The sequence below is a fragment of the Lysobacter sp. OAE881 genome (genome assembly GCF_040546665.1).
Classification (GTDB): domain Bacteria; phylum Pseudomonadota; class Gammaproteobacteria; order Xanthomonadales; family Xanthomonadaceae; genus Lysobacter_J; species Lysobacter_J soli.
Map to the genome: position 1 here is coordinate 1,151,195 of NZ_JBEPOG010000001.1, position 26,373 is coordinate 1,177,567.

28 protein-coding genes are annotated in these 26,373 nt (G+C 68.7%); 15 read left to right on the top strand and 13 right to left on the bottom strand.

Annotation, left to right across the window (positions count from 1 at the left end; all coding sequences use genetic code 11):
- Positions 1-37 precede the first annotated feature (37 nt).
- The 4 genes from ABIE51_RS05305 to ABIE51_RS05320 all read left to right on the top strand — a co-directional run bounded on the left by ABIE51_RS05305 (position 38) and on the right by ABIE51_RS05320 (position 4,707).
- A complete protein-coding gene (locus tag ABIE51_RS05305) occupies positions 38-1,606 on the top strand; it encodes an efflux RND transporter periplasmic adaptor subunit (protein WP_192632483.1) in 1,569 nt (522 codons plus the stop codon).
- Between the two features lie 47 nt (positions 1,607-1,653).
- Positions 1,654-2,331, top strand: a complete 678-nt coding sequence (locus ABIE51_RS05310; protein ID WP_253336491.1) for an ABC transporter ATP-binding protein — start codon at positions 1,654-1,656, stop codon at positions 2,329-2,331.
- Complete coding sequence (locus ABIE51_RS05315) at positions 2,328-3,569, top strand: ABC transporter permease (RefSeq protein ID WP_115843661.1); 1,242 nt, start codon at positions 2,328-2,330, stop codon at positions 3,567-3,569. The genes ABIE51_RS05310 and ABIE51_RS05315 overlap by 4 nt, the downstream gene beginning before the upstream one ends.
- A gap of 106 nt (positions 3,570-3,675) precedes the next feature.
- Positions 3,676-4,707 carry an isoaspartyl peptidase/L-asparaginase family protein gene (locus ABIE51_RS05320; protein WP_192632485.1) on the top strand — a complete coding sequence of 344 codons (1,032 nt, stop codon included), beginning with the start codon at positions 3,676-3,678 and terminating at the stop codon, positions 4,705-4,707.
- A 193-nt stretch (positions 4,708-4,900) separates the two neighbouring features.
- Here the strand turns inward: ABIE51_RS05320 and ABIE51_RS05325 are convergent, their stop codons facing one another.
- Both ABIE51_RS05325 and ABIE51_RS05330 read right to left on the bottom strand, forming a co-directional pair.
- The gene (locus tag ABIE51_RS05325; RefSeq protein ID WP_192632486.1) at positions 4,901-5,377 is read right to left on the bottom strand and encodes a VOC family protein; all 477 of its coding nucleotides are present in this window, start codon (positions 5,375-5,377) and stop codon (positions 4,901-4,903) included.
- A gap of 72 nt (positions 5,378-5,449) precedes the next feature.
- Positions 5,450-5,752 (bottom strand): putative quinol monooxygenase, encoded by a 303-nt coding sequence (locus ABIE51_RS05330; protein WP_157029484.1) that lies wholly within the window; start codon positions 5,750-5,752, stop codon positions 5,450-5,452.
- Between the two features lie 294 nt (positions 5,753-6,046).
- Here ABIE51_RS05330 and ABIE51_RS05335 point away from each other — a divergent pair, with 294 nt between their 5' ends.
- From ABIE51_RS05335 to ABIE51_RS05370, 8 genes are all read left to right on the top strand, one after another.
- Positions 6,047-6,427, top strand: a complete 381-nt coding sequence (locus ABIE51_RS05335) for a diacylglycerol kinase (RefSeq protein ID WP_115843655.1) — start codon at positions 6,047-6,049, stop codon at positions 6,425-6,427.
- Positions 6,428-6,444: 17 nt separating this feature from the next.
- Positions 6,445-7,179: a TerC family protein gene (locus ABIE51_RS05340; protein ID WP_115843653.1), complete on the top strand. Its 735-nt coding sequence runs from the start codon at positions 6,445-6,447 to the stop codon at positions 7,177-7,179.
- 194 nt (positions 7,180-7,373) lie between these two features.
- A complete protein-coding gene (locus ABIE51_RS05345; protein ID WP_157029485.1) occupies positions 7,374-8,039 on the top strand; it encodes a LemA family protein in 666 nt (221 codons plus the stop codon).
- A 132-nt stretch (positions 8,040-8,171) separates the two neighbouring features.
- Positions 8,172-9,032, top strand: coding sequence for a TPM domain-containing protein (locus tag ABIE51_RS05350; protein WP_192632621.1), 861 nt, complete (start codon positions 8,172-8,174; stop codon positions 9,030-9,032).
- Positions 9,033-9,042: 10 nt separating this feature from the next.
- Positions 9,043-9,531, top strand: a complete 489-nt coding sequence (locus tag ABIE51_RS05355; RefSeq protein ID WP_192632487.1) for a TPM domain-containing protein — start codon at positions 9,043-9,045, stop codon at positions 9,529-9,531.
- Between the two features lie 84 nt (positions 9,532-9,615).
- A complete protein-coding gene (lgt, locus tag ABIE51_RS05360; protein ID WP_192632488.1) occupies positions 9,616-10,497 on the top strand; it encodes a prolipoprotein diacylglyceryl transferase in 882 nt (293 codons plus the stop codon).
- 16 nt (positions 10,498-10,513) lie between these two features.
- A complete protein-coding gene (locus tag ABIE51_RS05365; protein WP_354503596.1) occupies positions 10,514-11,350 on the top strand; it encodes a thymidylate synthase in 837 nt (278 codons plus the stop codon).
- Entirely contained in the window at positions 11,313-11,807 is a 495-nt protein-coding gene (locus ABIE51_RS05370; RefSeq protein ID WP_192632490.1) for a dihydrofolate reductase, read from the top strand. Before ABIE51_RS05365 ends, ABIE51_RS05370 begins: the two co-directional genes overlap by 38 nt.
- Positions 11,808-12,076: 269 nt before the next feature.
- Here ABIE51_RS05370 and ABIE51_RS05375 read toward each other — a convergent pair whose 3' ends face one another.
- The 6 genes from ABIE51_RS05375 to lptD all read right to left on the bottom strand — a co-directional run bounded on the left by ABIE51_RS05375 (position 12,077) and on the right by lptD (position 19,205).
- Positions 12,077-13,087: a symmetrical bis(5'-nucleosyl)-tetraphosphatase gene (locus ABIE51_RS05375; protein WP_192632491.1), complete on the bottom strand. Its 1,011-nt coding sequence runs from the start codon at positions 13,085-13,087 to the stop codon at positions 12,077-12,079.
- Between the two features lie 10 nt (positions 13,088-13,097).
- Positions 13,098-13,481: a Co2+/Mg2+ efflux facilitator ApaG/CorD gene (gene apaG / locus ABIE51_RS05380; RefSeq protein WP_115843639.1), complete on the bottom strand. Its 384-nt coding sequence runs from the start codon at positions 13,479-13,481 to the stop codon at positions 13,098-13,100.
- Positions 13,482-13,548: 67 nt separating this feature from the next.
- Complete coding sequence (rsmA, locus tag ABIE51_RS05385; protein WP_192632492.1) at positions 13,549-14,373, bottom strand: 16S rRNA (adenine(1518)-N(6)/adenine(1519)-N(6))-dimethyltransferase RsmA; 825 nt, start codon at positions 14,371-14,373, stop codon at positions 13,549-13,551.
- A 7-nt stretch (positions 14,374-14,380) separates the two neighbouring features.
- Complete coding sequence (pdxA, locus tag ABIE51_RS05390; RefSeq protein WP_192632493.1) at positions 14,381-15,373, bottom strand: 4-hydroxythreonine-4-phosphate dehydrogenase PdxA; 993 nt, start codon at positions 15,371-15,373, stop codon at positions 14,381-14,383.
- Between the two features lie 11 nt (positions 15,374-15,384).
- On the bottom strand, positions 15,385-16,746 hold the full coding sequence (locus tag ABIE51_RS05395; protein ID WP_157029492.1) for a peptidylprolyl isomerase: 1,362 nt from the start codon (positions 16,744-16,746) through the stop codon (positions 15,385-15,387).
- Entirely contained in the window at positions 16,743-19,205 is a 2,463-nt protein-coding gene (lptD, locus tag ABIE51_RS05400; RefSeq protein WP_192632494.1) for an LPS assembly protein LptD, read from the bottom strand. The genes ABIE51_RS05395 and lptD overlap by 4 nt, the downstream gene beginning before the upstream one ends.
- Positions 19,206-19,334: 129 nt before the next feature.
- Here lptD and msrB point away from each other — a divergent pair, with 129 nt between their 5' ends.
- The gene (gene msrB, locus ABIE51_RS05405; RefSeq protein WP_192632495.1) at positions 19,335-19,754 is read left to right on the top strand and encodes a peptide-methionine (R)-S-oxide reductase MsrB; all 420 of its coding nucleotides are present in this window, start codon (positions 19,335-19,337) and stop codon (positions 19,752-19,754) included.
- 15 nt (positions 19,755-19,769) lie between these two features.
- On the opposite strand, the gene ABIE51_RS05410 is transcribed toward msrB, so the two are convergent.
- Genes ABIE51_RS05410 through ABIE51_RS05420 form a run of 3 tightly spaced genes read right to left on the bottom strand, consistent with a single transcriptional unit; the run spans position 19,770 to position 21,892 of the window.
- On the bottom strand, positions 19,770-20,684 hold the full coding sequence (locus ABIE51_RS05410; protein ID WP_192632496.1) for a histone deacetylase family protein: 915 nt from the start codon (positions 20,682-20,684) through the stop codon (positions 19,770-19,772).
- A 13-nt stretch (positions 20,685-20,697) separates the two neighbouring features.
- A complete protein-coding gene (locus ABIE51_RS05415; protein ID WP_192632497.1) occupies positions 20,698-21,252 on the bottom strand; it encodes a cob(I)yrinic acid a,c-diamide adenosyltransferase in 555 nt (184 codons plus the stop codon).
- Between the two features lie 13 nt (positions 21,253-21,265).
- The gene (locus ABIE51_RS05420) at positions 21,266-21,892 is read right to left on the bottom strand and encodes a DUF6580 family putative transport protein (protein WP_198173813.1); all 627 of its coding nucleotides are present in this window, start codon (positions 21,890-21,892) and stop codon (positions 21,266-21,268) included.
- 53 nt (positions 21,893-21,945) lie between these two features.
- Here ABIE51_RS05420 and ubiH point away from each other — a divergent pair, with 53 nt between their 5' ends.
- Together ubiH and ABIE51_RS05430 are read left to right on the top strand one after the other, a co-directional pair.
- On the top strand, positions 21,946-23,238 hold the full coding sequence (gene ubiH, locus ABIE51_RS05425) for a 2-octaprenyl-6-methoxyphenyl hydroxylase (RefSeq protein WP_192632498.1): 1,293 nt from the start codon (positions 21,946-21,948) through the stop codon (positions 23,236-23,238).
- Complete coding sequence (locus tag ABIE51_RS05430) at positions 23,235-24,428, top strand: FAD-dependent oxidoreductase (RefSeq protein WP_192632499.1); 1,194 nt, start codon at positions 23,235-23,237, stop codon at positions 24,426-24,428. Before ubiH ends, ABIE51_RS05430 begins: the two co-directional genes overlap by 4 nt.
- A gap of 54 nt (positions 24,429-24,482) precedes the next feature.
- On the opposite strand, the gene ABIE51_RS05435 is transcribed toward ABIE51_RS05430, so the two are convergent.
- Together ABIE51_RS05435 and rlmM are read right to left on the bottom strand one after the other, a co-directional pair.
- Positions 24,483-25,166 (bottom strand): EF-hand domain-containing protein, encoded by a 684-nt coding sequence (locus ABIE51_RS05435; RefSeq protein ID WP_192632500.1) that lies wholly within the window; start codon positions 25,164-25,166, stop codon positions 24,483-24,485.
- A 119-nt stretch (positions 25,167-25,285) separates the two neighbouring features.
- Complete coding sequence (rlmM, locus tag ABIE51_RS05440; protein WP_192632501.1) at positions 25,286-26,365, bottom strand: 23S rRNA (cytidine(2498)-2'-O)-methyltransferase RlmM; 1,080 nt, start codon at positions 26,363-26,365, stop codon at positions 25,286-25,288.
- Between the last annotated feature and the right edge of the window lie 8 nt (positions 26,366-26,373).

Genomic DNA, 26,373 nt, shown 5'->3' on the forward strand with positions numbered 1-26,373 from the left:
GTGCGTTCGCGCCGGCATAACCCTTCGATCGAGCCCCATGAGCGCAGCCCGCCCGTCGTCCCGCAATGCCCGCAAGCCCACGCCCTGGATCCGCCACGGCATCGCCGCCGCGGTGGTGGTCGCCCTGATCGCAGGCGGCGTGTACTTCTACAAAAAGCGCGGTGGCGATGCGGCCGAAGGCGCGTTCCGCACCGTGCAGGTCGAGCGCGGCGACATCCGCGTGGCGATTTCCTCCACCGGCACGCTCAGCGCGATTTCCACCGTCACCGTCGGCAGCCAGGTGTCCGGCCAGGTGACCGACGTGCTGGTCGACTTCAACGATCCGGTGACCAAGGGCCAGGTCATCGCGCGCATCGACCCGAAGACGTACGAGGCGCAGATCGCGCAAGGCAACGCGCAGGTCGCCAGTGCGCGCGCGTCGCTCAGCCAGGCGCAGGCGACGCTGCTCAACGCCGAACTCGATTACAAGCGCAAGGCCGATCTCGGCGCGCGCCAGCTCGTCGCGCGCAGCGACGTGGATCTTGCGAAGGCCGCGCTCGATCAGGCGCGCGCGCAGGTCAACGCGGCGCAGGCGTCGATCCGCCAGCAGGCGGCGTCCACGCAGACGACGCAGGTCAACCTGGATCGCACCGTGATCCGCTCGCCGGTGGACGGCGTGGTGCTCACGCGCAGCATCGAGCCCGGCCAGACCGTGGCCGCGAGCCTGCAGGCGCCGGAGCTGTTCACCATCGCCGAGGACCTGGCGAAGATGAAGATCGAACTGGCCGTCGATGAAGCCGACATCGGCCAGGTGCGTACCGGCCAGAACGTGTCGTTTACCGTCGATGCGTTCCCGGACCGCCAGTTCCGCGGCACCGTCGAGCAGGTGCGGTTGTCGGCGACAACCACCAACAACGTCGTGACGTATCCGGTCGTCGTCACCGTCGACAACAGCGACGGCACGCTGCTGCCGGGCCTCACGGTCAATGCGGAAATCGAGGTCAGCAAGCGCGAGGACGTGCTCAAGGTGTCCAACGCCGCGCTGCGCTTCAAGCCGTCCGACGATCAATCGGCGACGCCCGCGGCGCCGGGCGCGGGTGGTCCGCGCGGCGGTTCGGGCATGCTCGACGACCTGTCGCGCACCGCGGCGTCGATGAACTTGAACGCGAACCAGCAGGCGGCGTTCGACACCGCGGCCGAAGCCGTGCGCGCACGACAGGCCGCGCGACAGGCGCAGGCGTCGCAGCAGGGCGGCGGCGGTGGCAATCGATTGTTCGGCGGCGGTGGCCGCGGTGGCCCGGGCGGTGCCGGTGGTCCGGTGATGATCGGCGGCCCCGGTGCCGGCAACATGCAGGCGCAGATGCGCCAGCGCATGGCCGACCGCTTCAAGGAAGACTTCGCCACCTTCCGCGCGACGCTCGACGACGCGCAGAAGAAGCAGTGGGACGCCGCCATCTCGAACCTCGTCAACGCCAAGCGCGTGCAGATCTACAAGCTGGTCGACGGCGCGCCGCAGGGCGTGATGGTGCGCCTGGGCGCGAGCGACGGCACCGACACGGAAATCTCAGGCGGCGGCCTCAAGGCCGGCGATCCCATCGTCACCGGCGAACGGGCCGCGCGCGAATGAGTGGCGCCTCACAGGGAAGCGATGCACGCGATGCCGCAGGCGTACCGGTGATCCTCACCCGCGCGCTGAGCAAGACTTACGCCGCGCATACCGAAGCCGAGGTGCAGGCGCTGCGCGGTGTCGACCTGCGCATCGATCGCGGCGAATTCGTCGCGATCATGGGCCCGTCGGGTTCGGGCAAGTCGACGCTGATGAACCTCATCGGCTGCCTCGACACGCCCACCTCCGGCGTCTACGAATGCGACGGCGTCGACGTCTCCACGCTCGATGCGGAGGAACTCGCCGCATTGCGCCGGGACAAGATCGGTTTCGTCTTCCAGGGCTTCAACCTGCTGCCGCGCATGAGCGCGCTGGACAACGTCGCGATGCCGCTCGGCTACGCGCGCGTGCCGCCGCACGAACGTACCGAACGCGCCCGCGAGGCGCTGGTGTCGGTCGGCCTGGGCGAACGCGTCGGCCATCGGCCGAGCGAACTGTCCGGTGGCCAGCAGCAGCGCGTGGCGATCGCGCGCGCGCTGATCAACCGGCCGCCGATCCTGCTGGCCGACGAACCGACCGGCGCGCTGGACAGCAAGACGGGCGAAGAGATCCTCGCGCTGTTCAAGCGCTTGCGCGACGACGACCACACCGTCGTGCTCATCACGCACGACGCGGACGTCGCCGCGCACGCCGATCGCGTGTATGTGATGCGCGATGGCGAACTGCATCCGGAGGGCGCGGCATGAACTTCTCCGACATCCTGCGCACCGCGATCTACGCGCTGCGCGGCAACTGGATGCGCAGCGCGCTGACGTCGCTGGGCGTGATCATCGGCATCGCGGCGGTGATCGTGATGGTGTCCGTCGGCCAGGGCACGCAGCAGGAAATCGACAAGATGGTGTCGGGCCTGGGTTCGCAGCGGCTGGACATCAGCCCGGGCGCGGGCCGGGGTCCCGGCGGTGGCGGCGTGCGCATGAGTTCGTCGAGTTTCTTCACCCTCAACGAGGGCGACGTCGACGCGATCCGCAACGAGATCCCCGAAGTGCAGTACGTCGCCGGTGCCCTGCGCGGCAACACGCAGGTCGTCTACGCGGAGAACAACGCGTCCACGAGCTGGCAGGGCGTGCAGGCCGATTTCTTCGACATCAACGGCTGGACGATTGCGAACGGTTCGGGCTTCGACACGCAGGATTACACCAGCGCGGGCAAGTCCGTGATCATCGGCGAGACCGTGCGGCGCACGTTGTTCGGCGATGAAACCGGCGTCGGCCAGACGATCCGCCTGGGCCGCGTGCCGTTTACCGTGGTCGGCACGCTCAATCCGAAGGGGCAGGGCGGTTTTGGCCAGGACCAGGACGACGTGGTGATGGTGCCGCTGGAAACCGCGCGTCGTCGCCTGATGGGTGCGATGGGCCTGCCGTCCGGTGCCGTGATGCAGATCGCGCTGACCGTGGCCGATGCGAAGGACCTGTCGTACACGCAGGGCGAAGTCGAAGCGCTGCTGCGCCAGCGCCATCGCATCAAGCCGGGCGAGGAAGACGACTTCAACGTGCGCAACATCTCCGAGATCGTCGCAACGCGAACGGCGACGACGCGGCTGATGTCGCTGCTGCTGGGTGCGGTGGCGACGATCTCGCTGATCGTCGGCGGCATCGGAATCATGAACATCATGCTGGTGTCGGTGACCGAACGGATCCGCGAGATCGGCTTGCGCATGGCGGTGGGCGCCGGGCCGTCCGACGTGCGGCGGCAGTTCCTCGCCGAAGCGATGCTGCTGTCGCTCGGCGGCGGCGTGCTGGGCATCGTGATCGGCGTCGTCGGTGCGCTGGCGGTCGGCCGCTTCAGCGACCTGCCGGTAGCGCTGAACGGACAGGTCATCGCGCTGGCGGCGACGTTCTCGATCATGACCGGCCTGTTCTTCGGCTATTACCCGGCGCGCAAGGCCTCGCAGCTCGACCCGATCGAGGCGCTGCGCCAGCAGTGAGGACGCGGGATGTCGTAAGACATCCCGGCCGAGGTTCGCCAGATTGCGACTCTGTCGCATGGGAAAAAGTCGCTATGCTCGGCCGGAGTTCCCATCCGGCCCTGCCATGCGCCTTTCGCTCCCGCTTGCCGTCCTGTTCGCCATGTCCTTCAACCTCTCTGCGGCCGAAGCGCCGGCCACCGGCAAGACGGCACTGGTCATCCATGGCGGCGCCGGCTTCGTGCCGATGCAGTCGATCACGCCGAGCGAGCGCAAGGCGTACCACGAAGCGCTGAACCGCGCGCTCGACGCCGGCAACGCCGTGCTCAGCCGCGGCGGCACCGCGCTGGATGCGGTGACCGCCGCCGTGGTCGTGCTCGAGGACGCGCCGCAGTTCAACGCCGGCAAGGGGGCGGTGTTCAACGCGAAGGGCGGGCACGAACTCGACGCGGCGATCATGGAGGGTCACACGCGTCGCGCCGGCGCGATCGCGGGCGTCACCACGATCAGGAACCCGATCAAGCTCGCGCGCACCGTGATGGAAAAGAGCCCGCACGTGATGCTCGCCGGCGAAGGCGCCGAGGCGTTCGCCGACGAACATCCCGAGATCCAGCGCGTGCCCAACAGCTACTTCGATACCGACAAGCGCCTGGAGCAGCTCAAGCGCGCGCAGGCGAAGGAAGCCAAGGAAGCCGCCGACGGCAAGCGCCAGGCCTTCGACGGCACGCTCGATCCGCCGACGTATCTGGGCACGGTCGGCGCGGTCGCGCTGGATTCGCAGGGGCACATCGCCGCGGCGACCAGCACCGGGGGCATGACGAACAAGAAGTGGGGCCGCGTCGGCGACGCGCCGATCATCGGCGCCGGCACCTGGGCCGACGACCGCTGCGGCGTCTCGGGCACGGGCTGGGGCGAGTTCTACATCCGCAACGCCGTCGCGCACGACATCTGCGCGCGCGTGGCCTATCGCGGCGATTCGCTGGAAGACGCGGCGAACGAGGTGGTCAACAGGATCGTGACCAAGGCCGGGGGCGACGGCGGCGCGATCGCGCTCGACCGCGACGGCAACATCGCGATGCCGTTCAACAGCGGCAGCATGTTCCGCGGCTGGATCAAGCCCGACGGCAGCCGTGGGACGGCGATTCACGAAGGGGAGTGAGGAGACAGGCAGAGGTTGCCCTCGAGGACCTCGTCATCCCGGCGAAAGCCGGGTCCCAGGCTGATCCTCTCTTCGTAGGATGGCGTTGCGATTCGGTAGCGAGGCACTCCGACGACCCTCACCCCAACCCCTCTCCCGCGAACGGGAGAGGGGCTAAAGCAGCGCGACGATCGCGAGATGGCGCGAGGTAGTGCTACGCCGTCAATCCCGCCTGCTGCTGCGCCCACTCGTCCATGCGGCGCTTGAGTTCGTCCGGGTCCACGTCCTCGACGTGCGTCGCCAGGCTCCACTTGTGGCCGAACGGGTCGATCACGGTGCCCATGCGGTCGCCCCAGGCCTGGTTCTCCAGCGGGCGGTCGACCTTCGCGCCGGCCTTCACCGCGCGATCGAACGACGCATCCACGTCCGGCACGTAGATCACGAACGTCGCCGTCGCGCCGCCGCGGCGCTTCGGACCGTAGGCGTCCATGTCGGGCCATTCGTCGGACAGCATCAGCATCGAATCGCCGATGCGGATCTCGGCATGCCCGATCTTGTCGCCCATCGGCAGGCGGAACACCTCCTGCGCGCCGAGTGCATCGCGATAGAAATCGAGCGCGGCGACGGCGTCGTCGACGATCAGGTAGGGCGTGACGCTGTGGTAACCCTCGGGAGTGGTGGGGACACTCATTTCGACCTCCATGGACGTGGGCGGCGCGGGCGCGCCAGTGGGGAAACTCCGAAGGCGAACGCGATTGGCCGCTCAATGCGGCAGCTTGCTCGCCAGCAGGTCGACGCGGTCGATCTGCGGCGGCGAGGCGAGCAGGTCGCCGGCGCGCTCCATGAGGGCGGCGGCGATGGGGCCGTCCAGGTGCGCCTGGCGGCCGGCCTCGGTATCGAAGGTGTCGTAGATGCCGAAGGAGGTCGGCCCGAAGCGCAGCGCGAACCAGGTCCGCGTGCCGGGTTCGGCTTCGGCCAGCGGCAGGGCGCCGCGCAGGAAGCGCTCGACTTCCTCTTCCTTGCCCGGTTTGGCCTCCAGGCGGGCCAGCAACGCGCAGCGGGACATGGGCGCACCTCCGGGCGGGTCGGTCAGGCTACGGCCGGCGCCGCTAACGGGACGCGAAAAACCTGCTACCGCCCCATGACACGGGCGACCCCAACCAACGGCCCGGGTCGGTTCAGGGGTTTGTGGCAAAATCGGCCCCCTGCCGCGGCCCGTCCGCGACCTTTCCGTCCACGACCGCCTCCCATGCCGATCGCCGATCCGCTCCACGCCGTGTGCGCGCCCGCCGGGATCCCCGGCCGCGTGGCCGCCGTGCGCGGCCTCGTTCGCGCCGGGCAGGCGGCCTGAGTCCAACGCATGGCCGACGAATTCGGACACCTTCCGCGCGGCCCCGCGCGGATCGCCAAAGCCACCCAATGGTCGATGCAGGGCCTGCGCGCCGCATGGCTGCACGAATCGTCCTTCCGGCTGGAGGTGTACCTGTTCGTCATCCTGGCCCCGCTGGGCTGGTGGCTCGGGCAGACGCCGGTCGAACGCGTGCTGCTCATCGGCTCGATGATGCTGGTGCTCAGCGTCGAGCTGCTCAACTCGGCCGTGGAAGCGGTGATCGAACGCTACGGCCCGGAATTCCACGAACTGGCCGGCCGCGCCAAGGACATGGGCTCGGCCGCGGTGTTCGTGGTGATGATGAACGTCTTGCTGACCTGGGGGGCGATCGTGCTGCCCCGTCTGCTCTGATCAGGTAGGAACCGAAAGTGATCGAACTGCTGACCGACCCGCATGTGTGGCTGACCCTGGTGACCCTGAGCGCGATCGAGATCGTGCTGGGCATCGACAACCTCGTCTTCATCTCCATCGCGGTCAGCAAGCTGCCGTACGCGCAGCGCGAGAAGGCGCGCAAGTTCGGCATTGCGGTGGCGTGCATCACGCGTATCGCGCTGCTGCTCACGCTCGCCTGGCTCGCCGGCCTGACCAACGACCTGTTCAACGTGCTGGGGCAGGGCATTTCGGTGCGCGACCTGGTGCTGATCCTCGGCGGCGCGTTCCTGCTGGTGAAGGGCACGATGGAGATCCGCGACCTCATCGTCGGCGAGGGCGAGGAAGAGGACATCCACACCAAGCCCAAGGCGTCGTTCATGGGCGTGATCGCGCAGATCGCGGTGATCGACATCGTCTTCTCGCTCGACTCGGTGATCGCCGCCGTCGGCATGGCCAACCACACGCCGGTGATGGTTGCCGCCATCCTGCTCGCCGTGGCCGTGATGCTGCTGGCGTCCAAGCCGCTGGGCCAGTTCATCGACCACAACCCGACGATCAAGATGCTGGCGCTGGCCTTCATCGTGCTGGTCGGTGTTTACCTGGTCGCCGACGGGTTCGAGATGCACATCCCGAAGGGCTACATCTACGGCGCGATGGGCTTCTCGGCGCTGGTGGAGTGCTTGAACCTGTGGGCCAAGCGCCGCGCGCAGCGTCGCCTGCAGCCCGAGTAACGGTCGCGGCCAACGCGGTTGCCTTCGAACGGCCTTCCTCGCGGAAGGCCGTTTTTCGTTTTCGACGCCGGCCGCTTCATGCAAGCCGGACGCCTTGGCCGTAACGCCTTCGTAACGGGTCGTCCAAGACCCTCATTGCTTCATGACCGCCCCGGTGCTGGAATGCCGGCCAATCGTCACGTCAGGAGTCCCCCATGGTCCGTCTGGTGCAAGCGTTCGTGCTGCTGGTGATGGTCGCCACGCTCAGCGGCTGCGGCTACAACACCATCCAGGAGAAGGACGAGGCGGCCAACGCCGCCTGGTCGGAAGTGCTCAACAACTACAAGCGCCGCGCCGACCTGGTGCCCAACCTGGTCGCCACGGTGAAGGGCTACGCCAGCCACGAGCAGCAGGTGCTGACGCAGGTGACCGAAGCGCGCTCGCGCGTGGGCAGCATCAACGTCAACGCGAACGATCCGGCCTCGCTCGCGCAGTTCCAGCAGGCGCAGGGCGAACTGCAGAGCGCCATCAGCCGACTGCTGGTGGTCAGCGAGAACTACCCGCAGCTCAAGGCCGACCAGAACTTCCTGCAACTGCAGGCGCAGCTGGAAGGCACGGAGAACCGCATCACCGTGGCGCGCCAGCGCTTCATCCGCGCGGTGCAGGACTACAACACCACGATTCGCCGCTTCCCGGTGAACCTCACGGCGATGATGTTCGGCCACAAGACGCGTCCGAACTTCACGGTCGAGAACGAAGCGCAGATCCAGGAAGCGCCGAAGGTCGATTTCGGCGCGCCCGCGCAGCCGCAGCAACAGACCCCGCAAACGCCGCAGACCCCGCAGCCGCCGCAGCAGCAGCCGGCGCCGTCGAACGGTTGATAAGGCGGATACGGACCGGTCGCGATGTCGATGTCGCAACGTCTGTCGTCATTCCCGCACGTGCGCGGGAATGACGCGTCCGCACGCGCCACGCCGAGCGCATGGCGGCGCCTGTTCGTGCTGATCGTGTTGATGTTGTGCTGCGCGATCGCAAACGCGCAGGACCTTGCGGCGGTGCCGCCGCTCACTTCGCCGGTGGTCGACACGACCGGAACGCTCGACGCGGCGGCGAAGCAGCGCCTGGAAGCGCAGGCGCTCGCGCTGCAACAGCGCAAGGGCAGCCAGTTGCAGGTGCTGATGGTGCCGACCACGGAGCCGGAAGACATCGCCGAATACGCGGTGCGTGCGTTCGAGCAGTGGAAGATCGGCCGCAAGGGCGTCGACGACGGCGTGCTGCTGGTGGTCGCCAAGAACGACCGGCGCGTGCGCATCGAAGTGGGCTACGGGCTGGAAGGCGCGATTCCCGATGCGACATCGGCGCGCGTGATCCAGGAATACCTCGTGCCGAAGTTCCGCAACGGCGACTTCGCTGGCGGCATCACCGACGCGACCGCCGCGCTGGTCAAGCTGATCGATGGCGAACCTTTGCCTGCGCCGATGGCCGACCACCGCGCCGAACGCAGCCAGGGCGGCGGTAGCGGCTGGCTGGTCGCGCTGTTCGTGGCGTTCATCGTAGCGCAGGTCGTGCGCGGGATTTTCGGCCGCGCGCCGTCGATCGTGCGCGGCGTGCTCGGCGGCGCCGCGGCCGGCGGCGTGGCGTGGCTGATTTCGTCGCTGCTGGTGGTGGGCGGCATCGGCGCCTTCATCGGCTTCTTCTTCGGGCTGGCCTCGATGCCGACCGGCCGGTACGCGCGCGATCGCGGGTTCGGCGGTTGGGGTGGCGGCGGCTGGGGCGGCGGTGGATTCGGTGGAGGCGGGGGCTTCGGCGGCGGTGGCGGCTGGGGCGGTGGCGGTGGCATGAGCGGAGGCGGCGGCGCCTCCGGCAGCTGGTGAGGCGCACGCGATGAGGCTCTTCAAGCACCTGTTCGCGCCCTCGGCCAAGCGCCTGTTTCCGGGCGACAGCCTCAAGTGCATCACCGACGCGATCGCCGAGAGCGAGCGTCACCACACCGGCGAGATCTGCTTCGCCGTCGAACCCGCGCTGCATCCGCGCGCGGTGATCTCCGGTGCGCAGGCGCGCGACCGCGCCCACGAGGCGTTCGCCCAGCTGCGCGTGTGGGACACGCACGCCAACAACGGCGTCCTGCTGTACCTGTTGCTGGCCGATCACCGCATCGAGATCGTGGCCGACCGCGGCTTCCTCGGCCGGGTCAGCGACGAGCAGTGGCGCGGCGTCTGCCAGCTGATCGAGGAACGCCTGCGTGCCGGGGAGGCCGAGGCGGGCGTGCTGGCTGGCGTGTCGGCACTGACGGACATCCTGGTCGAGCACTTCCCGCGCGAGGAAGGCACGCACGACGTCAACGAGCTGCCGGACCTGCCGTACGTGCTCTGATCCGCGAGGCCCTGGCCCCTTCACGGGCAAGCCGCATGCGACCGGCCTGCGGCACAATACGACGACGCCTTCCCGAGCCGCCGCATGACCGTCCTGCACCAGATCGACCCGATCGCCTTCCACCTCGGCCCGCTGCAGGTGCACTGGTACGGGATCATGTACCTGCTGGGCTTCGGCACGGCGTGGTGGCTGGGCCGGATGCGCGTGCGCGCCGGGCGCCTCCCGGGCGTCAACGAGCAGTCCTACGGCGACCTGCTGTTCTACGCGATGCTGGGCGTGGTGCTCGGCGGGCGCCTTGGCTACGTCTTCTTCTATTCCTTCTCCGACCTGCTGCGCGACCCGCTGATGCTGTTCCGCATCTGGGAAGGCGGCATGAGTTTCCACGGCGGCCTGCTCGGCGTCGTCGCCGCGGCGTGGTGGTGGTCGTGGAAGCACAAGCTGCACCTGATGGACACCGTCGATTTCCTCGCACCGCTGGTGCCGCCGGGCCTGGGCTTCGGACGACTGGGGAACTACATCGGCGGCGAACTCTGGGGCAAGTACACCCAGGCCGGCTGGGGCGTGGTATTCCCGCGGGCGGAAGCCGAACTGGCCGGCATGAACCTGCAGCAGTTGCAGGCGCAGTTCGCGACGGGCGCACTGGACCGTTTCGCGCGCCATCCCTCGCAGCTTTACCAGGCTGCGTTGGAAGGCCTGACGATGTTCGTGCTGCTGTGGTGGTTCTCCAGCAAGCCGCGCCCGCGTTACGCGGTGTCGGGCCTGTTCGCGCTGCTGTACGGCTGCTTCCGCTTCCTCGTCGAGTTCGTCCGCGTGCCCGATGCGCAGATCGGTTATCTCGCCTTCGGCTGGCTGACGATGGGCCAAGTGCTGAGCCTGCCGCTGATCGCGCTGGGCCTGTTCTGGCTGTTCGTGTGGTCGCGCCGCCAGCCGACGCTGGAGCCGCAGCCGTTCGTGCCCGCGAAGTAACGAAAGGACATCCGCGATGAAGCAGTACCTCGACCTGCTGCGCCACGTGCTGGAACACGGCGCCGACAAGTCCGACCGCACCGGCACCGGGACGCGTAGCGTGTTCGGCTGGCAGATGCGTTTCGACCTGTCCGAAGGTTTCCCGCTGGTCACCACCAAGAAGCTGCACCTGCGCTCGATCGTGCATGAGCTGCTGTGGTTCCTGCAGGGCGAGACCAACATCGCCTACCTGAAGGACAACAAGGTCTCGATCTGGGACGAATGGGCCGACGCGGATGGCGAGCTCGGCCCGGTGTACGGCAAGCAGTGGCGCAGCTGGGCGGGCGCCGACGGCGTGGAGATCGACCAGATCCGCTGGGTCGTCGACGAGATCAAGCGCAATCCCGATTCGCGCCGGCTGATCGTCAGTGCGTGGAATGTCGCCGACCTGCCGCGCATGGCGCTAATGCCGTGCCACACGATGTTCCAGTTCTACGTCGCCAACGGAAAGCTCAGCTGCCAGCTCTACCAGCGCAGCGGCGACATCTTCCTCGGCGTGCCGTTCAACATCGCCAGCTACGCGCTGCTGACGCACATGGTGGCGCAGGTATGCGGGCTGGGCGTGGGCGACTTCGTGCACACGCTGGGCGATGCGCACCTGTATTCGAACCACTTCGACCAGGCGCGCGAGCAGCTGTCGCGCTCGCCGCGCGCGCTGCCGCAGCTGCGACTGAATCCCGAGGTGACGGACATCTTCGGCTTCACCTTCGACGACATCGCCATCGAGAACTACGACCCGCTGCCGGCCATCAAGGCGCCGGTGGCGGTGTGTGACGATGAAGGTGAGCCTCATCGCCGCGCTCGATCGCCATAACGCGATCGGCCGCGACAACGATCTGCCGTGGCGGCTGCCGGACGACCTCAAGCGCTTCAAGGCGCTCACGCTGGGCAAGCCGGTGCTGATGGGCCGCAAGACCGCGCAATCGCTGGGCCGCGCGCTGCCGGGGCGGCGCAATCTGGTACTGACGCGGTCGGGCGTTGTGCCGTTCGAGGGGATGACCGCGGTTTCGTCCATCGACGAAGTCGTGCGCATCGCGCAAGCCGACGGTGCCGACGAGCTGTGCGTGATCGGCGGCGGCGAGGTGTATGCGCTGACGCTGCCGATTGCGACGCATCTGCTCCTGACGCATGTCGACACGCAGGTCGATGGCGCCCACGCGTTCTTCCCGGACTTCGATGCGGCGCAGTGGCGTGTGGTCTCGCGCGAACGGCACGAGGCCGATGCGAAGCATGCGTTCGCGTTCGAGTCCGTGGATTACGTGCGGGCTTGATCGTTCGCGCCTCAGCTTGCAAGCGGCGCACGTAATACCGACACCATCATCCCGGCGAAGGGCGGGACCCAGGCCAGTAACGCGGGCACGCTCGTTTCGGTGATCCACAGCATCGTCATTCCGGCGAAAGCTGGAATCCAGCTTGCTTCTGCGGCTTCTGAGGTGCGAAGCAACAACGCAGCGCTGTGCTGCAACGTTCGTTCACCGGTACGGCTTCGTTGCCCCACCCCAACCCCTCTCCCGTGGGGAGAGGGGTTAAGCGCACGCGCTCAGTCGCGATCCTGCTCCGCAGTCGCCTTCGGCGCAGCGGCCTGCGCTTCGTTGCGCGGTCCCTGCTGACCGTTCGGGTGCGGCGGCCGCGCGTGGTGGCGACGCTGCTGTCCGTTGTGGTTCGGACGCGGACGTTGCGGGCGATTGTCGCCGCCGTGATGCGGCGGACGCGGACGTGGCGGTTGCGCGGGGACGTCGCGGCCCGGTGCCTGCACGATGCGCAGTTCGTCGGTGTCCAGCTGCAGCGCGGTGAGCTTTCCGCCCCAGACCGCGCCGGTGTCGATGGCGTGCACGCCGTGACCGATGAACAGGCCCAGCGTCGACCAGTGGCCGCACACGATCTTCAGGTCGCGCTCCACGCGCCCCGGGACCTCGTACCACGGGTACAGGCCGACCGGCTGCGTGCCCGGCGCGCCCTTGTCCTCGAACGAGATGCGTCCGCGCGGCGTGCAGTAACGCATGCGCGTGAACACGTTGATGATCGCGCGGTGGCGGTCGATGCCGGCTAGCTTCGGGTGCCACGCCGGCTTGTCGCCGTACATGTTCTTCAGCAGGCGGCGGAACTGGTCGCCGTGCAGGCGCTCCTCGATCTCGCGCGCGAAGCGCTCGGCCATCTGCGTGGTCCACTGCGGCGCGAGCGCGGCGTGCACCATCATCCAGCCGAGCGAGCGGTCCACGTGCACCAGCTTCTGCATGCGCAGCCAGTCGAGCAGCACGTCGCGGTCCTCGGCGAGCACGATGCGCTGCAGGTCGGGGTTGACCTTGCGCTGCTCGTCCTCGCGACGCTCGCCGATCGCCAGCAGCGACAGGTCGTGGTTGCCCAGCACGACGGTGCTGTGATCGCGCAGCGAATGCACCAGCCGCAGCGTCTCCAGCGACTGGCCGCCGCGATTGACCAGGTCGCCGCAGAACCAGAGGCGGTCGCGCGCCGGATCGAAGTTGATGCGTTCGAGCAATCGCTGCGTCGCGTCGTAACAGCCCTGCAGGTCGCCGATGGCCCAGATGCTCATGGCGTGCCCGTCAGTGCAGCGTGCGGGGCACGGACAGCGTGAAGGCGGGAATCGGCGTCTCGAACGGCGTGCCGTCGTCTCCGACCATCGTGTAGGTGCCTTCCATCATGCCGTGCGTGGTTTCGAGCACGGCGCCGGAGGTGTATTCGAAATCGTCGCCCGGACGCAGCCACGGCTGTTCGCCGACGACGCCTTCGCCCTCGACTTCCTGCACCTTGCCGTTGCCGTCGGTGATCAGCCAGTGGCGGCGCGTGAGGCGCGCGGCCTCGCTGCCGCTGTTGCGGATGCTGATGGTGTAGGCGAAGACGTAACGGTCCTGGCCCGGCTCGGACTGGCTGTCGAGGTAACGGGTCGCCACGGTGATGTCGAAGGAATAGTCGGTACTGCGGTTCATGCGGACAGTGTAGGGGCTGCGATGCGCGATAGGTCAACGCGCCGTGGAGAACGCGTTGCCGCGGGCGTCACGCGTTGCGTTGGCGCGCGAGCGAATTGGCCAGCCGCACGAAATCGGCGACCTCGATCTGTTCGGCGCGCGCGTCCGGGCGCACGCCGGCAGCCTCGATCGCGGCGGCATCGCACTGGTTCGACAGCGCGTTTCGCAGCGTCTTGCGACGCTGGCCGAAGGCGTCGCGCACCACGGCCGAATACAGCGCGTGATCGTCGATGCCGATCGACTCGGATGCACGCGGCACCAGTCGCACCACGGCCGAGTCCACCTTCGGCGGCGGACGGAACGCGCCCGGCGGCACGTCGAAGAGCGGCGTGACGTGGCAGTACGCCTGAAGCATCACGCCCAGTCGCCCGTACACCTTGCTGCCCGGGCCGGCGGCCATGCGATCGACGACTTCCTTCTGCAGCATGAAGTGCATGTCGCGAATCGCCGTTGCATGTTCGAGCGCATGGAACAGGATCGGCGAGGACAGGTTGTAGGGCAGGTTGCCGACCAGGCGGATCTGCCCGCCCTCGTCGCCGGCGTTGCGCGCCAGCGCGGTGAAATCGACGGTGAGCACGTCGCGATGGATCACTTCCAGCGTGCCGTGCGCACGCGCGGCTTCGGTCAGCGGGAAGATGAGGTCACGGTCGAACTCGATGACCGTCAGTTCCTTGTGGCGATCGAGCAGCGGGAAGGTGATGGCGCCCTGGCCGGGGCCGATCTCGACGAGGCGATCGCCGGGCCGGGGATCCACGGCGAGCACGATGCTGTCGATGATCCCGCGATCGGTCAGGAAGTGCTGGCCGAGGTGCTTCTTGGCGGGCTCGGTGAAATGGGGGCTGCGCGTGCTCATGCGGGCATCATGCCGGGATCTGGCGGGCGTCGATTCGGGTGCGTGCGATGCGGGCGCAGGTATCGGCCGCGGCGAACAGGCTGGACGGGTCGGCGGTGCCGTGTCCGGCCAGTTCCAGCGCGGTCCCGTGGTCGACCGCGACGCGCGGGTAGGGCAGGCCCAGGGTGAGGTTCACCGCGCGCTCGAAGCCGCTGAACTTGAGCACCGGCAGGCCCTGGTCGTGGTACATCGCGACCACGGCATCGAAGCCGCGCAGTTTGGCCGGCAGGAACGCGGTATCGGCCGGCAGCGGGCCGACCAGCCGCATGCCGCCCTCGCGCAACGTCGCAAGCAACGGCTCGATGACCTCGATCTCCTCGCGCCCCAGATGCCCGGCTTCCCCCGCGTGCGGGTTGAGGCCGAGCACGGCGATGACCGGATCGGCGATGCCGAAGTCGTGGCGAAGTGCGTCGTGCGTGATGCGCAGCGTGCGTTCCAGCACGGGCGCGGTGATCGCATCGGCGACCTCGCGCAAAGGCAGGTGCGTGGTAGCCAGCGCGACGCGCACGACGTCGTTGGCCAGCATCATCACGACCTCGCGGCCGGCCTGGTCGGCGAGCAGCTCGGTCGTGCCGGTGTAGGCGATGCCGCCCTCGTTGATCACCGCCTTGTGCACGGGGCCGGTGACCACGCCGGCGAAGCGACCGTCGAGGCAACCCTGCGCGGCGTCGCGAAGCGCGCCGATCACGGCGGCGGCGTTGCGCGGGTCGGGCCGGCCGAAGGCCGGAACGACGGCGTTGGGAACATCGACCAGAGCCAGTTCGCCTGGCTGCGTCGCGGGCTCGTCCGGGCCGAGCAGGCGCAAGGGGAGCGAAAGCGCCTCAGCCGCCGCGTGCAGCGTGCGCGCGTCGGCGAAGGCCGTCAGGGAGTAGTCGCGGGAGCGCTGCGCCAGTCGGACGCAGAGCTCGGGACCGACACCCGCCGGCTCGCCCGGCACCAGCGCGAGCCGAACAGGGGTCATGTCCGGCTCGCTCAGCCGTTGCTGGCCGGAGCGGCGGGGGTAGCTTCGGCGTCGGCGGTCTTGCCGACGCGCACGTCGACGAAGGCTTCGCCTCGCATTTCGCGCAGGAAGCGGTTCCACTCGTCTTCCAGCTTGCGGCGGCCGATCGTTTCCTGGACCTGCGCGCGGCGGTTGCGCTCGCCGACGTCGGCCTCGCGCGTCGCTTCCAGCTTAATCAGGTGGTAACCGGCCTGGGTGCGGATCGGCTGCGACACCTGGTTCGGCTGGAGGCCGGCGACGGCGTTGCCGAATTCGGGACCGAATTCGTCGCGCGTGAACCAGCCCAGTTCGCCGCCCTTCGGCGCGGAGCTCTGGTCCTGCGAGTTCTCCTGCGCGAGCAGGGCGAAGTCGGCGCCGCCCATCAGGCGGGCCTGCAGGGTTTGCGCCTGCGCCTTGGCCTTGGCGTCGTCGACCGAATCGCTGGTGCGGATCAGGATGTGGCGCGCCTGGTACTGCGTGACCATGTTCGGGCCGGCCTGCGAGGCGTCGCGCACCTCGACGAGCTTGAGCAGCTGGAAGCCGCTCGGGCCACGGATCGGATCGGTCACCTGGCCGGGCGACATGTTGCGCATCAGCGAGGCGAACGCGTTCGGGATTTCATCGACGCTGCGCCAGCCCAGGTCGCCGCCTTCCAGCGCGTTCGGGCTGTCGGAATAGCGCACCGCCGCGGCGGAGAAGTCCATCTCGCCCTTGTCGATCAGCGCCTTGACGCCTTCGACCTTCTTCTGGGCAGTCGCGATCTGCTCGGCCGTCGCGCCTTCCGGCAGCGCCACGAGGATGTGCGCGAGGTGGTACTGCGCGCCCTGGTTCGCCTGCGCGGCCATGGCGGCATCGACCTCGGCCTCGCTGACCGACACGCGGCTCTGCGCGAAACGCTGGCGCAGGCGCTGGATCAGCAGTTCGTCGCGGATCGAGTTGCGGAAATCGGTGTACGGGGTGCCTTCGCGCGCCAACTGCTGGCGGAGCTGCTCGGGCGAGACGCGGTTCTGCTGGGCGATGCCGGCGATGGCCTGCTCGACTTCCTGGTCGGTCACGCGCACGCCGGTGCCCTGGGCGCGGGCGACCTGCAGCTTCACCAGGACCAGGCGCTCGAGCACCTGGCGCTGGAGCACGTCGCGCGGCGGCAGCTGGTTCTCGCGTCCTGCGTACTGGGCCAGGATGTTGTTCACCGCGCGATCCAGCTCGGTCTTGAGGATCACGTCCTCGTCGACGATGGCGGCGATGCCATCGATCGGCTCGACGGAGGCCGCGGTCTGGGCCAGGGCGGTCGCGCCGGGCAGGACGGCGCCGGAGAGCACCGCGACGGCGAGGGCGGACGCGAGTAGTTTCTTCATAGGGTCGGGTCGGGGGTGGATTCGACTTGGCCGCTGCCGCTGTTCAGGCGTTGCGTGGACGTGGGCGGCACGAGATAGAGGTCGTCGCGGTCGTAGCCGAGGATACCACGGCGCAGGACCCGCTCCGTGTTCTGGCCCGCGGAGCCCAGGCCCTTCAGCTCGAATTCGAACATGATGCGAGTGTCCAGTTCACCGTCGCGATTACGCAGGTATCGGCGGCCGACCAGGCGCGCCGCCAGGCAGCAGCTTTCCCATTGGACACCGGCGATGGTCTCCAGTTCCTTCTTGTCCAGGATCGAGTAGTAGTAGCGTCCGACGACGCTCCAGGTCTCGTTGATCGGATAGAGGAAGGAGAAGTCGGCCTGCTCCAGCTGGTCGCGCAGCTCCGGCGGATCGATGTCCTGGCGGAAGGCGGCGTTGCGGCGGTAGCGGTAGCCGAGGTTCACGACGCCGCCGCGTTCGAACAGGTAACGCACGCGGGCGGAGACGAAGTCCTCGCCCCGGTACTTCGGGTTCCAGATGTAGGTCGCGCCGAGGTTCCAGCGGTCGTTCGGCGAGACGCTGGCGTCGGCGACCCACGCCGACTTGCCCGATTCGATCGTGGTCTGGTTCGGCAGCGTGACGCGGCTGTCGTCGAAGTACTGGATCTGGCCGATGCTGGCGGCCAGACGCTCGCGACCGTCTTCCTCGCTGATGAAGCGCGTGGTCAGGGCAGCGGTCAGCTGGTTGGCGTCCATCTGCCGGTCCGCGCCGGTATAGCGGTTGTCGCGGAACAGCTGGCCCCAGCTGAAGGTCATCGGGCCGGTATCGAAGACCGGGAAGTTGTCCTGGTTCCGGTACGGGACGTTGAGGTAGTACAGGCGCGGTTCGAGCGTGTGCAGGTAGCTCGTGCCACGGAAGGTGGTGTTGCGGTCGAAGTACAGACCGGCGTCGACCGACGTGATCGGCAGGCTGCGCGTTAGGTTGCTGTCCTGGAACCGCGTGGGGTCCACCGGGCCGCCATTGCGCTGCGCGAACTCTTCGGCGCGGCTCTGCGCATTGCCGTCCAACTGGTACGCCGTGTAGCGCCACGCGAGCTTCGGTCGGATGAACCAGCTCGCGCCTTCCAGCGGCATCGTCACGAACGGCTTCACGTCGATGCGCGTGCCGCCGAGGAATTCCTGGTGCTCGAAGCGCGCGCCTTCGGCATCCACGCCGGCCTGGAGCCACGGCATGAATGGCTGCGCCCAGCTCACGTAGGCGCGCGGCAGGCGGTCGAACGGGAGGTTGGTTTCGTTGAGCGTGTAATCAGCCAGCTGGTAGTGGTCGGCCATGACGCCGCCGGACCAGTAGCGGCCGCGGCCGTACACGCCTGCATCGCTGCGGATCGAATACTGCGAGATGCCGTACAGGCTGCTGCTGAAATCCTCGAAGTAGTGGGTGTCGCTCACCCAGCCGAGGTTGGTGTTGGCGTACCAGGCGCTGTTGATGTTGTGCGTTGCAGACAACGCGAACTGGCCGCGGTTCTTTTCCGGCAGGCTCGACACCGGGAAGCCGACTTCTGGATTGAGGTAGCGGTCGGGCTCATCGCCAGGCAGCTTGTCGCTCGGCATCCAGTTTCCGTAGACCTCGCCCTTGCCGCGCTCGTACAACCAGCGGAACTCGGCGCCGAGCAGTCCGCCGCGATCGGCCATGATGCGCGGGTAGAGCGTGGCGTCGTAATTCGGCGCGAGGTTGAGATAGATCGGCTGCTTGTAGTCGAAGCCGTTGCGGCCGGACAACGAGAGCTGCGGGTAGAGCAGACCGGTGCGCCGCTGGTCGTCGACCGGGAACATGAACCACGGCACGTAGAGGACCGGCACGCTGCCGATGCGCACGGTGGCATTGCGTGCCACGCCCATGCCCTTGGCGGTGTCGATCTCGATGCGGCTTGCACGCAGTTCCCACGCACGCTGGTTCGGCGCGCAGGTGGAGTAGGTCGAGCCTACGAGCCGACCGCGCGCGCCTTCCAGTTCGATGCGCTCGGCGCCGCCGTTGCCGCGACGCTGGGTGAGCTGGTACTGCACGTCCTCGATGCGGTGGCGGTCGGCGTTCTGGTCGCCTTCGGCGCGCTCGGCGAGGATGCGCATCCCGCTGTCCTGGTAACGCACGTTGCCCACCGCGCTGTAGCGACCGGTTTCGGCGTTGTAGGTGAGCTTGTCCGTGCCCAAGAACTGGTCGCCGCGATTCAGGCGCACGTTGTCCTGCACGACGATGTCTTCGGCGGTACCCGCGCGTTCGAGCTGTCCGCCGTCGATGTCGGTCGGTTCGCTGCCGCGGTTCTCGATGCCGCCCACCGGTGCGGGTGCATCCTCGAACACGGGGACCACGTCGATGATCGGGCACAGGCCCCAGTTGTCCTCATCGCCGTCGGCAGCGTACGCCGGCAGGGCCAGCGCGATGCACAGCGACAACGGGAGCAGTCGGAGGGGTCGGTGCACTCGGGATCCGTGATCGTCGGCGTTCAGGAAAACGGGGTCGCTAGCTTGCCGTATCCCTTGCAAGGGGGCAACGCGAGCACCATCTTGCTCCCGGCACTGTTCATTTCCGCGTCAAGACAGGAGTGGCCCATGTCCCAGCAGCCTTCCACCGATACCGCGCCGGTCTGCCGGACCGACGACGAATGGCGTGAGCGCCTCAGCCCGGAACAGTTCGCGGTATGCCGCTGTTCGGCGACCGAACGCGCCTTCACCGGTCGCTTCTGGAACCACAAGGAAGCCGGCACCTACACCTGCGTCGCGTGCGGCACGCCGCTGTTCTCGTCCAAGGCGAAGTACGACTCCGGCAGCGGCTGGCCCAGCTACTGGGAGCCGGTGTCGAAGGACGCCGTCACCGAGCACGTGGACGAAAGCCACGGCATGCGCCGCGTGGAGATCAAGTGCGCGCGCTGCGATTCGCACCTGGGCCACGTGTTCCCCGACGGCCCGCCGCCGACCGGCCTGCGCTACTGCATCAACTCGGCATCGCTGGAGTTCACGCCCGACGAGTGACCGTCGGGAGCAGGCTCAGTCGAGCAACGCACCCACGTGCGCGACGCTGGCTTCACGCAGCGCCGCCAGGTCGTAGCCCCCTTCCAGCATCGATACGACGCGACCGTCGCCATGCCGTTTCGCGATGGCGACGAGCTCGCGCGTGATCCACTCGTAATCGCCGCTCTCCAGTTCGACCTGCGCGAGCGGGTCGCGCTTGTGCGCGTCGAATCCGGCGGAGATGAAGAGCAACTGCGGACGGAAGGAATCGAGCGTCGGCAGCAGGCGTTCGCGCCAGATACGGCGGAAGCCGTCGCTGTCGCAACCCGGCGGCAGCGGAGCGTTGACGATGTTGCCGACGCCGCGTTCGTTCGCGTAACCCGTGTCCGGATACAGCGGCATCTGGTGTGACGACAGGTACATCACGCGAGCATCGGTATCGAAGATCGCCTGCGTGCCGTTGCCGTGGTGCACGTCGAAATCGACGACCGCCACGCGCGACAGGCCGTGCTTGTCGCAGGCGTGCGCCGCGGCGACGGCGATGTTGTTGAACAGGCAGAAGCCCATCGCGGCCGACGGGGTTGCGTGGTGGCCGGGCGGACGCACCGCACAGAACACGCGGCGTACTTCGCCGTGCATCACCGCATCCACCGCGGCGATGCCGGCGCCGGCCGCGCGCAAAGCCGCTTCGGCCGAACCAGGGGCGAGCACGGTATCTGGATCCAGCGCCATCGGGCCGTCGACCGGCGTGTCGAGCACCAGCGCGAGCAGCGCATCGTCGTGCACGCGCAGCAGTTGCCCGCGGCTCGCACGCGGCGCTTCTTCCCAGTGGAGCGCGTCCGGAAAGGCCTCGCGCAGTGCTTCGGTTACGGCGACCAGCCGCAACGGACGCTCCGCATGGCCTGGGCCGGGATCGTGGCGCGTGCACGCCGGGTGGGTGTAGATGCGCATGGCGCGCGGCGCGTCAGGCCTTGCGCCGCTCGTGGTTCCACAGCACTTCGCCGTGGCCGCTGGCACGCGCGAGCACGCGGGCCAGCACGAACAGCAGGTCGGACAGGCGGTTGAGGTAGCGCACCGCTTCCGGGCGTACCTCCTCGATGCGCGAGAGCGACACCGCCTCGCGTTCCGCACGACGCACGACGGTGCGTGCGACGTGGCAGCGCGCCGCCGCTTCGCCGCCGCCGGGCAGGATGAAATCCTTCAGCGGCGGAAGCGGTTCGTTGAAGGCGTCGAGCTGCTGCTCCAGGCGTTCGATGTCGGCATCGAAGATCGCCGCATGCCCCGGGATGCACAGTTCACCGCCGAGGTCGAACAGCTGGTGCTGCACGGTGGTGAGCAGGGCGCGGACGTCCTCCGGGACATCCGCGGCGAGCACCAGGCCGATGCAGGAATTGGCTTCGTCCACCGTGCCGTAGGCGGCGACGCGGTCGGAGTCCTTGGCGACGCGGCTGCCGTCGCCGAGGCCGGTCGTACCGTCGTCGCCGGTGCGGGTGTAGATCTTCGAGAGGCGGTTGCCCACGCGGCGAGGCCGCTTACACCGTCTGCGCGCGCAGCGCCGGGACGCGGCGGCGCAGCAGCGCAAAGCCGCCGAACAGCAGCGCGGCGTAGAACAGCGTGCCCAGCAGCGTCCACTGGAAGAACGGGAGCGCCGCGGCGTAGCACGGTGCCAGGCCGATCATGCACGACGGGTGCGCGGTCATCGGCGTGGCGGTTGCCCACACGGCGAAGTTGGTCACCACGAAGAACAGCACCGATCCCATCAGCGAGTAGCCCAGCACGCGCGCGCCGTTGACGCGGCCGCGCAGGCCGAAGCCCAGCACGGCCGACAGCGCGATGCAGGCGTAGACCGACAGCCACGTCGCCAGGTAGGCCGGGCTGGTGAAGTGTTCGAAATACGTTCCGCCCAGCGTGAGGCCGAGGATCAGGTCCGACACCAGCATCGCCACCAGCGGCACGGCGACGGCCATCGCGCGTGAGGCGAAGTAGGCGCCACCGAACAGCGCGACCGCTTCGACCGGCGAGAAATTCGGCGGATGCGGCAGCAGGCGCGTGAGCGCGGCGACCACGATCATGCCGATGAGCACCAGCGGGCCGGGCGCGAACAGGCTGGAAGCGGACGGGCCGGAGGTGGCAGGCGAGGCGGAAACGGGACGGTTCATCGTGTTCGGGTCTTGAGAAGGTCACGGCCTTCAGGAACCGCTAGCATAGCGCAATGCCTGTCGCGGCCCCCTCAAATCCGCCCTCCGGCGCGCCCGGAGACTCCCCCGCCCAAGGTTCGACCCGAGACGTCCACGATGTCCTCATCGTCGGCGGTGGCCTGGTCGGTGCCAGCCTGGCGATCGCGCTGGAGCGCCTCGGCCTTCACGTGGGCCTGGTCGAAGCCACGCCGCCCGGCGCGCTGCCGCCGGTGTTCGACGAGCGCAACCTCAGCTTCGCCGAAGCCACCATCAATGCGCTGACCGCGCTCGGCGTGATGCAGAAACTGCGTGCGCCCACGGGTCCTATCTCGCGCATCCACATCAGCCGGCGCGGCGATTTCGGCCGCGGCCTGCTCGAGGCCTCGCGCTATGGACGCACCGAGTTCGGTCGCGTCGTGGTCGCCCGCGATTTCGGCGATGCGCTCGAAGCGCGGCTTGCAGAGGCCACTCGCCTGGTGCGGCATCGCCCGGTGCGTTTCCTCGGGTTCGCCGAAAGCGACGACGACGTGCGCGCCATCCGCGTGGCCGACGCCGACGGCGAACGCCTGCTGCACGCGTGGCTCGTCGTCGCGGCCGACGGCACGCGCAGCGGCGTGCGTGACGCGCTGGGCATCGGCGTGGACGAGCACGACTACGGACAGATGCTGTTCGTCACGCGCGTGCGCGGCTCGCGCGCGCCGGACGGCACCGCGTACGAACGCCTCACACGTGACGGTCCGACGGCATTACTGCCGCGCGGCGATCGCCATTACGGCCTGATCCACGCCGTCGCCCGCGAAGAGGCCGGCGACGTGGCGGCACTCGACGACGCGGGCTTCCTCGCGCGTGCGCAGGAGGTGTTCGGCTGGCGCGCGGGGCGCTTTCTTTCATGCGGGCCGCGCAGCTCGCATCCGGCGATCCGCGTCGTCGCGCAGCGCACCGTCGCACCCCGTGCGGTGCTGGTCGGCAACGCCGCCCAGACGATCCATCCGATCGGCGCGCAGGGCTTCAACCTCGGCCTGCGTGACGCGCTCACGCTGGCCGAACTCATCGCCGATGCACGCGCGCAGGACTCGCACGCCGACTGCGGAAGCGACGCGCTGCTGCAGCGCTACGCCGAGCGTCGTCGCGAAGACCGCGAGCGCACCATCGGCTTCTCCGATGGCCTCGCGCGACTCACCGCCAACGACGCGCCGCTGCTTCGTCCGTTGCGCAGCCTGGGGCTGTTCGCGGTGGATCGCGTCGCTTCGGCGCAATCCTTCCTGGTCGGTGGCGCGATGGGCTATCGCGGCGACGTGCCGGCGCTGTGCCGCGAGGTGCGCGCATGAGCCGCCGCGGACCCGGGCTCGACGTGATCGTCGTCGGTGCCGGCGTGGTCGGCGCAGCGGCGGCGCTTGCGTTCGCGCGCGACGGCTTGCAGGTCGCGCTGGTCGAAACGCGCCAGCCGCCCGCATGGCAGAAGCTGCCTACCGATTCCGACCGCATCGACCTGCGCGTCTATGCATTCGCACCGGACAACGCGGCGCTGCTCGATAACCTGGGCGTGTGGCGCGATGTCGCCGACGCGCGCCTGCAGCCGTACCGCGCGATGCGCGTGTGGGACGCCGCCGGCGGTGGCGAGCTCAGTTTCGATGCCGACGCCTTCGGGCGCCGCGAACTGGGCTGGATCGTCGAACACGCGCTGCTCGTCGATCGCCTGTGGCACGCACTGCCCGGCGCCGGCGTGCAACTGCATTGCCCCGACAGCGTCGTCGCGCTGGAGCAGGACGACGCCGGCGCGACGGTCGTGTTCGAAAGCGGGATTTCGCTGCGCTCGAAGATCGTGGTTGCCGCCGACGGCGCGGAGTCGAATCTGCGCTCGCTCGCGGGCATCGAAGCGCCACGCCACGACTATGGCCAGCGCGGGTTGGTGGCGTTCGTCGAAAGCGGGAAGCCGCACCGGTCGACGTGCTGGCAGCGCTTCCTGTCGACGGGGCCGCTCGCCTTCCTTCCGTTCGACGATGGCCATGTCAGTTCGATCGTGTGGACGCTGCCGGATGCCGAAGCGCAGCGTCTGCTCGACGTGGACGACGCCACGTTCCTGCGCGAGCTGGACAACGCGTTCGCCGGAACGCTCGGCGTGTCCAGGCGCGTGTCGCGCCGCGCGGCGTTCCCGCTGCGGCTGCAGCTGGCGCAATCGCTCGCGTCCGGTCGCGTCGCGGTGATCGGCGATGCCGCGCATGCGGTGCATCCGCTCGCGGGGCAGGGCGTGAACCTCGGCTTGCGCGATGTCGCGACGCTGCGGCGCATCCTCGCCGATGCACGCTCGCGCGGGCTGGACCTCGCGGCGCGACTGCCGCGCTGGGCGCGTGCGCAGCGCAGCGAGAATGCGCTGTCGGCGCATGCGTTCGACGGCATCAATCGCCTGTTCTCGAACGATTCGGTAGCCGCGACGCTGTTGCGCGGGCCGCTGCTGGGTCTGGCCGGCAAGTTGCCGCCGCTGACGCACGCGTTCTGGCGCCACGCCGCCGGCCAATAAAGCGAACCCCTCCCGGCCCGGGAGGGGTTCGCCGTCGCCCGCGGTTTCGATGGATCACTTACCGCCGGCAAGCTCCGCCTTGGTGATGCGACCGTCGTGGTTCGCGTCGATCTTGTTGAAGTCGGTCGAGATCGTCGTCTCGCTGCTGACCTCCGTCTTGCTCAGCGAGCCATCGCGGTTCGCATCGAGCGCTTCGAAGTTCACCTTGTTGGCCAGGGTCGAGTTCGGCGGGCTGGAAGTCGCATGGACTTCCTGCTTCGGCTGCGCGCCGGTATAGGCCGGCGCCCGCGCCGGAGCTGGCTGCGGATAGGCCTGCTGCACCGCGCTGTCGGCCGAGGCCTGCGCCTGCAGGCTCGCGCTCGTGGCGGCACTGGCCGCCTCGCGCGCTTCAGCCGCGCCCTGCTTCGGATTGGCCGAGCTCTGAGCGGCGGACTGCGCGCTGCGCGCGTCGTGCGCCGCGTTGACCGCCTGATTGGCGGCCTTATTCGCCGCATCGGCCTGCTGGTTGATCGTGGTGTAGACGCCGCCGCTGACGCTGGTCGCCTGGCGTGCGGTCTCTGCGCTGGCGCGCGCCGCTTCGGCCTGATCGGAAGCGACCTCGGCGGCTGCCTCGGCCTGCACCTTCGACTTGGCCGGCTCGCCCTGCGTGCGTTGTGCCGCGGCGGGACCGGCGACGCCGAGCACGGCGACGAGCGCGATCGCGAGCAGCGTGGGACTGGAGTGATGCGTGGACTTCATGTCATTGGACCTCGCTGGTGGGACGGGCCGACGCTAGTCCCGCCCGGATCAACCGCAGGTCAAATCCGGTCGCGCGCATGAAAGCGCGACACCGGACGTTCATCCACGTGAGTGCAGCGTCATCGCGCGGTCGAAGGCGGCGTCGCGAACACGGTGATCTCTTCGCGGTCGTGGTACAGCTGGCGCGCGCGCACGAGCAGCGGTTTGCCGGCGCCTTCCTCGAACAGCGATAGGCACAGGCGCGTCTCGTCCCAGCGCTTCTTCATCGGCAGCTTCAGGTTGAAGATCGCGTGCCTGCACCAGCCTTCGCGGAACCAGGTGCCCATGCGTTCGGCGACGCGACGCGGCTGTTCGACCATGTCGCACACCATCCAGTCCAGCGGCGCGCGCGGCTGCCAGTGGAAGCCGTCCTCGCGCAGGTGCTCGACGCGGCCGCTTTCGAGCAGGTGCTCGCGCAACGGCCCGTTGTCGACCGAGATCATCTTCAGACCCTGGCGCACCATCACCCAGGTCCAGCCGCCGGGGGCCGCGCCGAGATCCGCGCCGCGCATGCCTTCACGAAACAGGCGCTCGCGCTCCTTCTCGGTCATCAGCACCATCAGCGCTTCTTCCAGCTTCAGCGCAGAACGGCTGGGCGCGTCGGCGTGCATACGCAGACGCGGGATGCCGAGCGGCCACGGCGCGCTGTCGCCGGCTTCGCCGACCGCGAGCAGCACGTGGTCGCCGGCGAGGAAGACGACATGCAGCCGTGCGCGCCGCGAATCGTCGAACTGCTTGAGCCAGCCGTTCTTCCGCAGCACCGGACGCAGCGCGTTGCCGAACGCGCGCGCGAGACCCGCAAGCGGCTTGGCTTCGTCGGAATCGGGATGCTCGACCCACAGCTCGCCGAAGGTGTGCGCGTTGCCCAGCGTGGTCTCGAGCGCGCGCAGGATCGGCGTGATGCGGTCCTTCGGGTCGAGATCGCGCAATTCGGCGATCCGCGTGAGCTTCTGCCGCGCGAAGATCAGGGACTGGAACGGAAGCGCCTGGCTCAGCGCGCCGGCGTCGGCGCCAAGGAACTCGACGTAGCCGCTGTTGCGATCGGTGCGCGCATAGCCCGGATGGCCGGCGAGCGCGGCGCGCTCGTTGAGTTCGGCCGCGAGTTCGGGCTCGAAGCCGGGGCGGCAGTAGCAGAGCAGGGCGTCGCCTGGCGTAGTCATGTGGGTGC

What these genes read in the sequence shown, in the direction of transcription:
- ABIE51_RS05305 (WP_192632483.1), top strand. Translation starts at nt 38, where the DNA reads ATGAGCGCAGCCCGCCCGTCGTCCCGCAATGCCCGCAAGCCCACGCCC.
- ABIE51_RS05315 (WP_115843661.1), top strand. Translation starts at nt 2,328, where the DNA reads ATGAACTTCTCCGACATCCTGCGCACCGCGATCTACGCGCTGCGCGGC.
- ABIE51_RS05320 (WP_192632485.1), top strand. Translation starts at nt 3,676, where the DNA reads ATGCGCCTTTCGCTCCCGCTTGCCGTCCTGTTCGCCATGTCCTTCAAC.
- ABIE51_RS05325 (WP_192632486.1), bottom strand. Translation starts at nt 5,377, where the DNA reads ATGAGTGTCCCCACCACTCCCGAGGGTTACCACAGCGTCACGCCCTAC.
- ABIE51_RS05330 (WP_157029484.1), bottom strand. Translation starts at nt 5,752, where the DNA reads ATGTCCCGCTGCGCGTTGCTGGCCCGCCTGGAGGCCAAACCGGGCAAG.
- ABIE51_RS05335 (WP_115843655.1), top strand. Translation starts at nt 6,047, where the DNA reads ATGGCCGACGAATTCGGACACCTTCCGCGCGGCCCCGCGCGGATCGCC.
- ABIE51_RS05345 (WP_157029485.1), top strand. Translation starts at nt 7,374, where the DNA reads ATGGTCCGTCTGGTGCAAGCGTTCGTGCTGCTGGTGATGGTCGCCACG.
- ABIE51_RS05350 (WP_192632621.1), top strand. Translation starts at nt 8,172, where the DNA reads ATGTTGTGCTGCGCGATCGCAAACGCGCAGGACCTTGCGGCGGTGCCG.
- ABIE51_RS05355 (WP_192632487.1), top strand. Translation starts at nt 9,043, where the DNA reads ATGAGGCTCTTCAAGCACCTGTTCGCGCCCTCGGCCAAGCGCCTGTTT.
- lgt (WP_192632488.1), top strand. Translation starts at nt 9,616, where the DNA reads ATGACCGTCCTGCACCAGATCGACCCGATCGCCTTCCACCTCGGCCCG.
- ABIE51_RS05365 (WP_354503596.1), top strand. Translation starts at nt 10,514, where the DNA reads ATGAAGCAGTACCTCGACCTGCTGCGCCACGTGCTGGAACACGGCGCC.
- ABIE51_RS05370 (WP_192632490.1), top strand. Translation starts at nt 11,313, where the DNA reads ATGAAGGTGAGCCTCATCGCCGCGCTCGATCGCCATAACGCGATCGGC.
- ABIE51_RS05375 (WP_192632491.1), bottom strand. Translation starts at nt 13,087, where the DNA reads ATGAGCATCTGGGCCATCGGCGACCTGCAGGGCTGTTACGACGCGACG.
- apaG (WP_115843639.1), bottom strand. Translation starts at nt 13,481, where the DNA reads ATGAACCGCAGTACCGACTATTCCTTCGACATCACCGTGGCGACCCGT.
- rsmA (WP_192632492.1), bottom strand. Translation starts at nt 14,373, where the DNA reads ATGAGCACGCGCAGCCCCCATTTCACCGAGCCCGCCAAGAAGCACCTC.
- pdxA (WP_192632493.1), bottom strand. Translation starts at nt 15,373, where the DNA reads ATGACCCCTGTTCGGCTCGCGCTGGTGCCGGGCGAGCCGGCGGGTGTC.
- ABIE51_RS05395 (WP_157029492.1), bottom strand. Translation starts at nt 16,746, where the DNA reads ATGAAGAAACTACTCGCGTCCGCCCTCGCCGTCGCGGTGCTCTCCGGC.
- msrB (WP_192632495.1), top strand. Translation starts at nt 19,335, where the DNA reads ATGTCCCAGCAGCCTTCCACCGATACCGCGCCGGTCTGCCGGACCGAC.
- ABIE51_RS05410 (WP_192632496.1), bottom strand. Translation starts at nt 20,684, where the DNA reads ATGCGCATCTACACCCACCCGGCGTGCACGCGCCACGATCCCGGCCCA.
- ABIE51_RS05420 (WP_198173813.1), bottom strand. Translation starts at nt 21,892, where the DNA reads ATGAACCGTCCCGTTTCCGCCTCGCCTGCCACCTCCGGCCCGTCCGCT.
- ubiH (WP_192632498.1), top strand. Translation starts at nt 21,946, where the DNA reads ATGCCTGTCGCGGCCCCCTCAAATCCGCCCTCCGGCGCGCCCGGAGAC.
- ABIE51_RS05430 (WP_192632499.1), top strand. Translation starts at nt 23,235, where the DNA reads ATGAGCCGCCGCGGACCCGGGCTCGACGTGATCGTCGTCGGTGCCGGC.
- ABIE51_RS05435 (WP_192632500.1), bottom strand. Translation starts at nt 25,166, where the DNA reads ATGAAGTCCACGCATCACTCCAGTCCCACGCTGCTCGCGATCGCGCTC.
- rlmM (WP_192632501.1), bottom strand. Translation starts at nt 26,365, where the DNA reads ATGACTACGCCAGGCGACGCCCTGCTCTGCTACTGCCGCCCCGGCTTC.